Here is a 12,538-nt window from a genome sequence, read left to right as displayed (position 1 = left end):
ATCACAATTATATAGTATTCTAACAATAACTTCCTTTAAAAAGTCTATTCTATCTAAAAATAGCAATTATCTGTAAGTTAGTAAAGGTTGTATGTGAGTTTACAACAATAGCTTGAAATCAAGTTATTATCACCGATACTAAAGATAGTAGATTCGCAATATATGATACATATCGATTTTCCTATATAACGTAAAAAGAAAGGATGAGCAAGTTGAAGAAACCTTTAAAAGTGGGTGTCTTAACGAGCCTTTTATTAACACCAGCAGCCATTGCTAATATACAAGAAGCACAAGCACAAACTGTAGTACAAGCTGAACAAGTAGCTTATGTCAACGCTGTAGCAACAACGGAAACTAGAAATAAAACGATTGAACAATTCGGCAAGCTTTCCGAAACATCCACAGCGAATGAGATGGTTATTGCAGACGGCGATGTTAAAGTTTTAAGCACGACTGATTTTAATGATAATGAACGAGCTTTTATTAAAGCGAAATATGAGTATGTAGTGGCACAAAGAGGATTCGTCAAAAAATTAAATGAACTAGGTAAAAGTATTAATGCAATTACTTATACAAGTAGAACATTTGTTGACGATGTTGCCGCTGTGCAAGCAGAGTATACTGCATTTTTAGGTTCAACTTCAGCAGCCAATTCCTATCTGGCTGTTCAAAATAATTTTAATGTAGCTGTCAATACAGCATTAGCCAATGATGCCAAAGACATTGTCTCGTCTGTTCGCGGTACATCACTTCAATACGGCTATGACGACACGGAACGTAACAATTATTTTAAAAAGAACGGTGCAGATATCGCCAAGCTTGTAAAAATGAATGATGATGCAAATGCAGTAGACATCACGATTATTAACTTAGAAGATTTAATTTCTAAAATAGAGTCATCTTCGAGCTCTAGTGATATTGCTACAGCAGCCGCTGAAGTAACAACAAGCTATAATGCTCTAACTGCTGACCAAAAGAAAATTGTTACAGCGTATAATCCAATTAACACAACAGTTACGCCATTTAAAAAATATACCGATGTACTAGTCAATTTATCTTCTGCAGATAAGATTGTTGCAAGTATTACGCAGCTAACTACGAAAAAACCAGAAGATTTTACTTCAGCTACTAGTTTTATCAGTACTGTAGCAGCAATTGAAGCATCTTATAACAATTTAAAGGACGCAGAGACAAAACGTTTAGTTTCCAATTATGGCGATTTAAAACCTTTCCAAGAGGCGGCCAACGTGTCCAAGCAAATTACAGCATTACGTATTTCTAATACGGACGCGTATCGTATAGCAGTAAAGGCGGCAAGAGCGGAATATGATAAGCTTTCTAATAAAGAATTTGTAAAAAATGCGGAAGATTTACAATTAGCTGAATCTAATATTGCGGCTGCAGAAGTCATTGAGTCATTGATTTCTGAAATTGCGGCTGTGCCAGATAAAATCTCTAAAATAGAAGAAGCACGTTTAGCCTATAATACGCCTGTAGCACCTGCTGGACAAAAAATTGACGCGGCAAGTGTGAAAAAAATCGTGAAAAACTTGTCTGAGTTAACAACGTGGGAGAGCTCTCATAAAGCAGTTTTAAATGTTATTACGTTAGTTGAAAAACTAAATCCAACGGCGAAGGACTATACAAAAAGAGCAAAGGCTGCTAACACGGCTTACTTAAAGTTAGATCCGACCAAACGCGAGTATGTTAAAAGCTATAAAAACTTAAAAAATCAAGTGGACGCTATGAATCTTATTGATCCTATTATGGGGTTAAATACGTCACGCAAAGATTATAAAGACACGGTTGTTAATTTACTTGCAGAATATAATAAACTATCGCCAGAAGCGCAAGCATTAGTGACGAACTACACAGCGTTGTTAACAGCAAACAACTATATCACCACTGCTCAACAGTTTGATGATAGAGTCAATGCATTAGCCAATGAACCAGATGCCACATTTGTTGCAAAAGTAGTGGCATTATCTGCTGAATATAAAGCGATGGACAAAAATGCCAAAAGATTAGTAACGCAATATAAAACATTAACAACGTATGAGAAAAATAATGCCAACGTTGTGAAGGTTATTAATTTAATTTCTGCTTTAAACCCAGCCAATAAAGACTATACGAAAAAGGTAATTGCAGCACGTAAAGCTTACAATGCATTAGATGCAGCATCTCAAAAGCGCGTGACCAATTATGAACAGTTAACAGCTGTTGAAGATGTAGCATCATTAATCGGGTTAATTGAAACGTTAAAGCCTACAAGTAAGACGTTTTTAAACGATTTAAAAACTGCACGTGCCAATTATGATGCACTACCACCAGACAAACAACAGAAAATCATCAACTATGAAAAGCTGGTGACAGCGGAAACGGAGCTTACTTCCGCAAGTACAGTGATTGCATTAATAGATGCGGCAGTTCCAGAAGCAGAGGATTATTTAACTAAGCTAATGAATGCACGTGTTGCTTACGATAAACTACCAACTGGACAGAAAAAGCTTGTTTCAAATATCAAGACATTAACGGATCGTGAAAGACAAGTGAAGCCAATTTTAAGTGTCATGGTGCAAATCGATACGTTAGACCCAAGTGCCAATAATTTTGTTAGCAAGGTCAATGCAGCACGTAAAGCGTATGATAAATTGACAAAAGAACAAAAGGCGTTTGTCAACAATATGGCAACATTACAAAGCTATGAACCATTAGCTAACGTAATCGAATTAATCAGTAAGTTAAAAGCATCGAGCAAGACATTCCAAGAAGATACTGTACATGCGCGTGCATTGTATGAAGCACTCAGCAAAGAAATGCAGCAGTATGTGACGAATTACAAGTTGTTGCAAGCTGCGGAAACAAGCATATTAGGTGCTGGCAATGTCCAACGCATGATTGATGAGTTGCCAAATACTGAACCACAACAATATGTCAAACGTATTGAGGAAATTCGTGCAGCTTATAATGCATTGCCGAAAGATCAGCAATTGGCAGTAGCGAATTATAGAACACTACAAGACCAAGAAAAATTGATTAAGCCAGTTATTAGTGTTATCAATGAGATTGATAAATTGATGACATCTAAAAATATGGATAGTCAATATCAAAAGATTTTGAAAGCCTATGATAATTTAACGGCTACACAACGTAAATACGTCTATAATGAGCAAGTGCTTCTTTCTTTAGATAATGTAATTAACGTCTACAAGAGTATTGCAGCTTTAAAACCGAGCGATAAAATGTATTTTGGGATGATTGAGTCCGTTCGTAAAGACTACGATAGCCTTAATACAGCCGATAAACAAAGAGTATCGAATTATTCGATTTTACTAGAAGCAGAGAAAAACATGAGTGAAGTAAAAAAAGTGGTGGAAATCATCGCTAGTCTTTCTCCAACATCAAGTACGTATATCCAAGATGTTGAAAATGCAGTAGCTGCGTATAAGGCGCTAGACTCCAAAGTAAGAGGACAAGTGATCAACTACGATAAGCTAAAAGGTGCAGAAAAAGATATAGCAGCAGTATTAAAAGTAGTCAATGCGATTGGAGAACTAGATCCCGATTCAAAAACTTTTGAAAAGAAAGTGATTGCTGCACAAAAACTATATAGCTCACTAACGTTGGAGCAACAAGATTTAGTTTACAACTATCGCATTTTACAAGAGCATGCAAAGACATTAGGATTGGACTAATGGATGAAGAGAGGGATGGGGTCCCTCTTTTCGTTATTTTAAATGGTTAATATATATTCAATTACAAAGGGGCAAAGGTCTATGAAAATAAAGCATACTAAATATGCATGGGCATTTGCTACGGCTTTAGCTGTAGCACCTTGTGTTGCCGTAATTCCTACGGAAGCGGCTTCCATGCCATTTGTAGATATTACAAACAATAATAGTGAAACTGAGCTCTATCATGCAGTCAGCGAGCTATACAATAAAGGCATTGTATTTGGTACAACACCTTCAACATTTAGCCCCTATCAACAATTAACGCGTGGAGAAGCAGCTTATTTTTTAGCACAAGCACTCCAGTTGCAAACGAACAACGTGGACAATCCAGGTTTTAGCGATGTGCCAACTTCGCATCAGTATTATGGCTATATAGCAGCACTAGCAGCTAATGGTATTATCCAAAAAGGAAATCAATTTAATCCGGATACTTCTATTAAGCGTAGTCAAATGGCAAAAATGCTGACACTGGGCTTTCATTTACAACAAGCGACATCGTTAACTGCACCTTTTACAGATTTTACAAAAGACGTTGAAACCAATCGATACATTCAAACGTTAGTAGATTATGGGATTACGCAAGGTACTAGCGCTACGACATTTTCTCCGTATACAGATGTACGACGTGGTCAAATGGCTTTATTCCTTTATCGCATATTACAAAAAAATAATAATGACCTATACATTATTGGGGTTGAATAACAAGATAAATATCACTCTTGGGAATGAACGTGCCTGTAGAGTGATTTTTTTAAAAATCTTTGTAGGAAAAAACAGGTAATAATGGTATGTTTATTATGTGGTAAATAGGGTAAAAACGATACACTAGTGGATATTCATTGCTTATGATGAAGCGATGAAATATCGGCATGAATGCAAAAATTTTCATACATATTTAAGGAGGAAGCTATGTTAAAAAAAGTACCTAGTATTGTCGGTTTGTCGCTTATTTTGCTGGCTACACCACATGCTGTGCCTCTTCCAAACCTACTAGATGTTGCCTTAGCGGCAGAATCAGTAAAGGATGTTCCATCTACACATTGGGCGAATCGTTCCATCGAGCACATGTTGGATAAGCAATATATGACAACCTATCAGGATGGGACATTTAAGCCAGAGCAGACTATTACGAGAGCGGAGGCAGCTGCGGCAATTGCCCGTTCGATGCAACTAAATATGACTGCTCCCTCTGCACCTCATTTTCGAGATTTATCTCCAGCGCATCCTTATTACAAGGAAGTTTGTGCATTGGTGGAATTAGGGATATTACAAGATGGCGATTGTTTTAATCCTGATGCGCCATTGAAGCGCATGCAAATTGCTAAAATGATAACACTTGCTTACAATATTGAGGTCGATTCACAAAATAATAGTAAGTTCAGTGATATTACTGAAGGGCATTGGGCAAAGGATTATATTGAATCACTTGCAGATGTGGGCATTATTAAAGGAATCAATGCAAAACAATTTGCACCGAATCAATTGGTAACACGTGCACAATTTGCCTCGATAGTTGAACGGAGTCTTGATTTCTCAATGACACTAACCAATTTCGAAGCAGTCTATGATTACTTATCGAAGTCTTATATTCCGACCAAAAATTACTCATCTGCCATGTCTAATGATGTGATTAGGTTAGTCAATAACGAAAGACAAAAAAGAAAACTACAGAGTCTTAACTATGATGAAGCTTTAACACAAGTGGCTGTTATCAAGGCACAGGACATGATTAATCGTCATTATTTTGAACACGAATCACCCTACTACGGAATGCCATGGGATTTAGCAACATTATTTGATTATTCATATACGAGCCTAGGTGAAAACATAGGAAGAAATATTCCGACTCCAGAGGCGGCTGTTAAAGCATGGATGGCATCACCAGCACATCGCGATAATATTTTACGTGAAAATTATACAAACACTGGTGTGGCCATCGCAGTGGATGGCAAAGGGAATTTCTATTGGGTACAATTATTTTCTAGTCAATAACTTGATGACAGTGGGGAAATAGAAACAAGAGGACACTTACTAGGAGAAGATGTCCTCTTTTATTTTTATTGTATATATTCCCTTTACTTTGTCATAAAACTCTAGGCATTGTGCAGCTTTAAGTTTTAGCTCCAACAAAGAGAAAACTTCAATAATTTGCAGTATGGATTTGTTTTTCGTTGTATCACCATCGATAAGGGCGATGATGGCAGAGAAAAATTTAATCATTGTTTGCATGTACATATTATCTACTACACTTACTTTTATATTTTCTAACTCCGTGAGATACGTTTTAGCACCATCTAAATCCTTGCACGTAATTTTTTTCTCTAAAATATTGAAAATCATTAAGGCGATTTCGTTACGGTACCTCGTAAGATTTTGATAACGTTGTAATGTGTTTTTGGCACGCTCAAAAACAAGGTCGATTAATTCTATAGAATAGAAGCTTAAACTATTAGCGAATAAGGTAATTTCGTAATAACCCCAACTTTCGCAGTTCATTAAATATTCTTGAAGCAACGTTATTTCGTTAAGATGTTCATCGGTCCCTCGGACATCATCAATTAATAACAAAATTAAAGATCGATAATGCAAAAACTTCAGATTGCCCGTTAATTTGTATTCATTTTCAACTTGTTCGGCGACCATGTATAACGCACTGACATCTCGGTTATAGAAAGCTTCTACATACTTTCGCATGTAATCCAAGTCCTTATTCCCATCATTATAAATGATACTAAATTCTTCTAACGTAATATTTAAGTGATCTAACATCTTTAAAAATTTTTCAGCTGTTGTATCGCTTTCACCACGTTCAAATTTAGCAATAGCAGGTCGACTTAGTAGGTTTTTATAGAGTACGTTAGAACGTAAATTTTTTTGTAGCCGTAACGTTCGAATTAATTCTCCAATTTTCATGTACTTCGCCCCTTCGTAAAATGTTAACTTTTGTTTACATTTTAACAAATAATATTGAAAACATAAGATAATATAGAAAATGGAATGGCAGGAGGGAAATAATGATGTGGGCAGGCATACAAATCTTTACGGCTAACTCTTCAGCGATTGTCGGTTTTATTTGGGACTTAATCGGTAGTTAATGTAACTTTATACTAGTTGGATAATGGTAAAAGATATTTTCGAACTTTAAATAGCTAGCAAGCTAAATACGTAAAGTAGTATTTTTAACTTCGGAATTTTAAATAAATGCAACATCGTTAATTGGGAAGTCAGTTAAGGTCTGAAATCGGTAGTGTATCGACTCAGGCCTTTTAACTATGCCTGATTGTATTTGCCTATCAAGCATTAAAAGAACTAATAGCGCTGTCTATCATAATAATTATCTGCATTATCCTCCCTTTTTAATTTATCTGCAAATAACAATTGTATAAGTTTTATGAACAAAACTTCAAATAAAGAGATATGTAACTATTATTTAATTTTTTAGGATGTTTTTTCATAACAAATGGATTAAAAGGAGAAAAAATATGAGAAAAAGGATAATGGTTATTGATTGTAGTGTGAATACATTAAAAACAATTAAGAAATTAAACATAAAAGTGATATGTATCGAGAAAGAACAAAAAAAACAGCTGAAAGATTTAATGAATTCAGATGATATTTACTTTGAAATAGATTATAAGGATATAACTTTATTAAAAAAAGAAGTAGGAAAGATATTAATAAAATACCCCGTAGATGCTATTTTATCATTTACAGGAGATGGTCAAAATGCTGTCGTGGCATTACAAGAGGAATATCCATTAAACAAATATAAACAATCAGATCAAATAAAATTATTTAAGAATCAGTGTAACTTACGTAATCTCCTAAACCGTAATAATTTTAGTTATGTTCATGTTAAACTCATTAATTCTAAAGAAGCATTAATCGAATTTGCTAATGAAAATGGATTTCCATTTATTCTAAAACCATGCATTGAAACAGGTAGTAAGGTCGCTAAAAAAATCTCCACATTTAAAGAAGTATACGAATTATTGGATAAAGAAAATCCCGCGACCCTTATAGCGGAAGATTACCAAGAAGGGGTAGAGATTAGTGTTGAAACTTTTTCTTTTAATCGAAAACACTATGTCGTGGGCATTACAGATAAATATACAGAACCTGATTTTGTAACGTATGGTCACAGTGTGCCAACAACTTTAAATGATGAATTAATAACCGAGATTACATTATTTGTTTTGGACTTTTTAACGTTAACAGGTGTAGTTTTCGGCCCATGCCATATAGAGATAAAAATGACAGCATATGGTCCTAAAATAATTGCTGCGCATTGTAGAACAGGTGGCGACCAGATTGTAGCGTTGCATCGTTTCGTTTCAGGTGTTGATTTAACACAATGGACTTTAGATGCCATCTATACAGAGAATTGGCAAAAATATGATGTAAGTCAACAATATCGTGCTGCCGCAGTTTTTTATTTAAGATTCCAGCCGAATAAAAAAATAAAGAAATTAAATTTCCAAAATGCGGATGAAACCATTGTAGCCTATAAATGTAATATTGAAGAAGGCGATGGCACAACAGAAACGAACAGTCCAAAAGACGAACATGGCTTTATTATTACAAAAGGGAGAAATGTTGAAGAAGCAGTTGAGAACTGTCGGTTAGCAATTCAAACGATAGAAATCGAATATGCTGAAGGGATTTATCCGGATTCATGATGATGGTGTAAGTGATGTCCACAGTTTAGTTTTACTAGCAAGTCAAAGCGCTTATATTGACAACGTAGCCTAAACTAAAATAATGAGGTGTAAGATGAAAGTATTGAGTAAATTATTGATTGGATTGCTTTTTGCTTTTATGCTAACAGGCTGTATTGGTGAGGACTATGATGTTGGAGTGCCAACTGCTCATTTAAATTTTAATCATGCCTCTGTTCAATTAACAGAAGCAAATATCAGTTGGAAGACAGCAAGTGAAGATGTAGAGAAGTCCATCGAAGATATTAAAAAATACGCATCGTCATTGGATGAAATAAAAGTCTTTCCAGGTCAACATACATCATTGGATTTTGAGGAGAACGAAAAAAACGGTGGAGATATTTGGACTGATGCTCAAGTGTCAACTGTCCTGTTAAAAGATGACGAGCGAATTGAACTGGAATTTGATGATTTTAGAGAATTTCAATTCCCAACCGACAAAGGAAGCTATGTTTTGGAAGTTAAATTTAGCAATACAGCAGGCAGTGTACAATATGTAGGGAATGTTCGTATTGAATAAGTCGGTTAGAAGGCTTAAAGGAAAAAGTGTTAGATTGAGCGCTCAATCTAACACTTTTTTGATATGAATGTGTTGACCACTTTCTGATGGTTTACGGGCGATTCATGGGTCTTTATCGGCGATAACGCTTGTTTTACGAGCAATTCGTGAGTTTTTATTGGCAATTTTCGTCGTCCTCTATTGTAACAAAGCGTGGCTTATATTACAGGAATGTTACAAAAAGCCGGAATACCCATTAATTAATACCCATATTTTAGCGTTGATAAACCACAAAACGTTGGTATATCAACGTTTTTTTTACTTTCAAAACCGTTACACAATTGAAAAATTAAAATACCATCATTTGTGATAGTCTATGTATAGGCAAAAAAGTTCTTTGAGAGGGGTATTACAAACTTATGAAGAAAAAATGGTTATTACCGATTTTTGCATCTTTTATGTTATTTTCAACAATTCAAATAGATAACGCTGAAGCGGCGACTGCAGATGAGGTCACTGAAACAGCTTCGAAATATTTAGGTATTCCTTACGCTTATGGTGGTACAACTACTAGCGGATTAGATTGCTCAGGCTTTACTTCTAAAGTCTTCAGTGATTTAGGCATTAAATTAAATCGTACTTCAAGCTCACAATATCAACAAGGCACTGCTGTAGCGAAGAGTGATCTTCAAGTTGGCGATTTACTGTTCTTTAACACGAGTGGTAGTGGTATCTCACATGTATCGATATACATAGGTGACGGTAAAATGATTCACTCTCAAACAGGTAAAGGTGTAAGTTATTCTGATGTAAACGATCCATATTACTGGAGCTCACGTTATGTTGGCGCAAAACGCGTAGCACAATTTGACACTGAACAACAAGCTGAAGTAACGAAAGTAGCAGCAGCGGAAGTAAAAGAAGCTGCAATTGATTTTACAGTATATGCTTCACGTGCTGAAGTTGCTGTTCAAATCGCAAAAGCTCTTAACTTAGATACTTCTGATAAAAATACGTCATTTGCAGACGTAAAACCTACTTATGCACATGCTGGGGCAATTGCTGCTGTAGCGAAATTAGGTATTTTTTCTGGTGATGACAACGGCAAATTTAATCCATCTTCTCCAATGACTCGTGCACAAATTGCAAAAGTTTTAGTAGTTGCTTTTGGTCTTGAGCATCAAGGTGATGTTGTGACATTTGCAGATGTTCCTGAAAACTATTGGGCAACAGAATATATTTCAATTATCGCATCAAACGGAATTACAGCAGGTAAAGATAATGGTAACTTCGGTTATGATGAAATGTTAAAAATTTCTCAATTAGAGACATTTATTGAGCGTGCTAAGCAAGTGAATAAATAATCAATTTCTACTTTGCTTCGGACAAGGGCTACGTTTGGAGTAAAGCATTGCATGGAAGTTCTTTTAAATAACGTATAAATGGAGGAGAGTTTGCACATGCAGGCTCTCTTCTTTTTATGAATCTTTGTGAAATGAGGTGATAACAAAAAAATGTCGAATAGTTACAATCTATGATAGTTTTGCAAGTGAATTTTTGTTAAAATGAACACGAGAACACGAAACATGAAGGGAGGAAATAAGACATTGTACTTTAAAAAAATCAGTCTTATATTATGCGTCTTATTCATTTCAGCTTCTATGTTTACGATACATAGTGCAAATGCAAGTGGTGGTTTTGAAGATGTTACACCAAAGCATGAAGCTTATGAAGAGATCAATTATTTAGTTAGTTTAGGTGTTATAAAAGGGTATACAGAAAAAGGTAAAACGTATTATAAACCGAATAATACGGTAACACGTGGACAAGTTGCCAAAATGGCAGTTGTGGCTTCAGGTAATAAACCATTAACGGTTAGCAAGTCCAACTTTTCAGATGTAACGGTTGGTACAGAGCTTTCAGGTTATGTTGAACGTGCTATCCAATTAGGGTTCTTTAAAACAAACATAACTGGTCAGTTTTTACCAAACAAGCCTTTAACTCGTGATGAAATGAGTTATGTATTAACAAAAGCATTTAAATTGGATGCAAGTGAATACGAAAATATGGATTCTCCTTTTGTGGATGTAGCGATTACAAATCCTTACGTTCAATACGTCAATGCGATTTACTATAATGGTATTACAAAAGGAAGCGGCCAAAACTATAATCCAAATAGCTCGGTAACACGTGCACAATTTGCATTATTTGTTGCTCGTGCAAAAAGTGAAAAATATCGTTTAGAGCTACCTGTAAAAGGTGTAGCTGTTCCTGATACATCACAAGTAATTGGTTTAGTTCAAGTGACAACAGATGGCTTGAATATTCGTAAATCAAAAGATTCAAATTTGAGTACAAACATTGTAGGCACAGTCAATAAAGGCGGAAAACTATCAGTCTATGCAATTGAAGGAGACTGGTTAAAAGTAACGTATAAAGGTGCCTTTGCTTATATTTATAAAACGTACGCACAGTTTTTAGATGCAGATGGTAATGCATTAGGCAAAATTCAAAAAGAAGTAAAGACAACACAAGGTATTAATCTTTATGTGAAGCCAACTTCTTCTTCTAAAATCATTTCAACAGTTAATAGTAATGTTAAACTGCCTGTCTACAAAACGGTTAATGGCTACCATTTAACAATCGTAAATGGCTTGCCAGGTTATGTTGTTGCAAATAGCACAGAGGATGTAGAAGTAGAACAGCCTTCAAAACCAGATCCAACGCTTCCACCTGTAACAGGAGGAGATTTACTAGGTCGTGCAACTGTTGATAGTTTAAATGTTCGTAAAGAAGCGAACTCTACCTCAACGGTATTAGGTAAATTAAGCAAGAGCGATTATGTGCATGTCAACAGTATTAATGGCTATTGGGCTGAAATCACTTTTGATGGTCAAAAAGGTTACGTGCATAAATCGTATTTAAAACTATTAAACCAAAATGGCAATCCACTTAAAAATCGTATTATCATTCTTGACCCTGGTCACGGTGGTAAAGATCCAGGCGCTGTAGTAGGTTCCCAATCAGAAAAAGCTATTACCTTAAAAGTTGGGACACTTGTACGACAAAAGCTGGAAGCAGCTGGAGCAAAAGTGTCAATGACACGTACAGGTGATACGTACCCATCACTGCAAGATCGCGTTGACTTTACAGATGCAAACTATGGTGAAATCTTTGTTAGTATTCATGTAAACTCAGCATCTAGCACCTCTGCACAAGGTACTGAAACATATTATGCTGTGACAACAGGAGATATGTATCAAGAAGATATTGATTTAGCTACTTTTGTAAATAACCAAATTGTGAATAACTTAAACATGAAAAATCGTGGCGTGAAAGAACAACAATATTATGTTATTCGTAACATGTTAATTCCATCGATTCTAGTTGAACTAGGCTTCCTAACGAATAGTGAAGACCGAGGTAAAATGACAGATGATCAATATGTTGAGTTATTTGCTGAAGCGATTTATAAAGGAATTTATCAATACTACGCGAAACAATAATCAAAAGAGCTACATTGTTCAAAATATGAACTGTGTAGCTCTTTTTTATTTGGATTTAACTGGCGATAGTAGATTTTGATC

8 protein-coding genes are annotated in these 12,538 nt (G+C 35.4%); 7 read left to right on the top strand and 1 reads right to left on the bottom strand.

The window, feature by feature from the left end; translation table 11 throughout:
* Window positions 1–212 precede the first annotated feature (212 nt).
* The 3 genes from FC748_RS14260 to FC748_RS14250 all read left to right on the top strand — a co-directional run bounded on the left by FC748_RS14260 (window position 213) and on the right by FC748_RS14250 (window position 5,726).
* Complete coding sequence (locus FC748_RS14260; RefSeq protein ID WP_420798341.1) at window positions 213–3,695, top strand: hypothetical protein; 3,483 nt, start codon at window positions 213–215, stop codon at window positions 3,693–3,695.
* A gap of 81 nt (window positions 3,696–3,776) precedes the next feature.
* A complete protein-coding gene (locus tag FC748_RS14255; protein WP_167492682.1) occupies window positions 3,777–4,436 on the top strand; it encodes an S-layer homology domain-containing protein in 660 nt (219 codons plus the stop codon).
* A 207-nt stretch (window positions 4,437–4,643) separates the two neighbouring features.
* Window positions 4,644–5,726, top strand: a complete 1,083-nt coding sequence (locus tag FC748_RS14250; protein WP_108029396.1) for a CAP and S-layer homology domain-containing protein — start codon at window positions 4,644–4,646, stop codon at window positions 5,724–5,726.
* A gap of 39 nt (window positions 5,727–5,765) precedes the next feature.
* Here FC748_RS14250 and FC748_RS14245 read toward each other — a convergent pair whose 3' ends face one another.
* Window positions 5,766–6,647 (bottom strand): helix-turn-helix domain-containing protein, encoded by an 882-nt coding sequence (locus FC748_RS14245; protein WP_024362442.1) that lies wholly within the window; start codon window positions 6,645–6,647, stop codon window positions 5,766–5,768.
* A gap of 569 nt (window positions 6,648–7,216) precedes the next feature.
* On the opposite strand from FC748_RS14245, the gene FC748_RS14240 reads away from it, so the two are divergent.
* The 4 genes from FC748_RS14240 (at window position 7,217) to FC748_RS14225 (ending at window position 12,457) form a co-directional block, all read left to right on the top strand.
* Window positions 7,217–8,413 (top strand): ATP-grasp domain-containing protein, encoded by a 1,197-nt coding sequence (locus FC748_RS14240; protein WP_167492681.1) that lies wholly within the window; start codon window positions 7,217–7,219, stop codon window positions 8,411–8,413.
* Window positions 8,414–8,507: 94 nt separating this feature from the next.
* Entirely contained in the window at window positions 8,508–8,972 is a 465-nt protein-coding gene (locus FC748_RS14235) for a hypothetical protein (protein ID WP_108029398.1), read from the top strand.
* 398 nt (window positions 8,973–9,370) lie between these two features.
* Window positions 9,371–10,315: a C40 family peptidase gene (locus tag FC748_RS14230; RefSeq protein ID WP_024362445.1), complete on the top strand. Its 945-nt coding sequence runs from the start codon at window positions 9,371–9,373 to the stop codon at window positions 10,313–10,315.
* 243 nt (window positions 10,316–10,558) lie between these two features.
* A complete protein-coding gene (locus tag FC748_RS14225; RefSeq protein WP_024362446.1) occupies window positions 10,559–12,457 on the top strand; it encodes an N-acetylmuramoyl-L-alanine amidase in 1,899 nt (632 codons plus the stop codon).
* Window positions 12,458–12,538: the final 81 nt, after the last annotated feature.

Origin of the sequence: Lysinibacillus sphaericus (assembly GCF_005217585.1) — a bacterium.
Lineage (GTDB): Bacteria > Bacillota > Bacilli > Bacillales_A > Planococcaceae > Lysinibacillus > Lysinibacillus sphaericus.
This window is presented reverse-complemented; position numbering and strand designations above follow the sequence as displayed.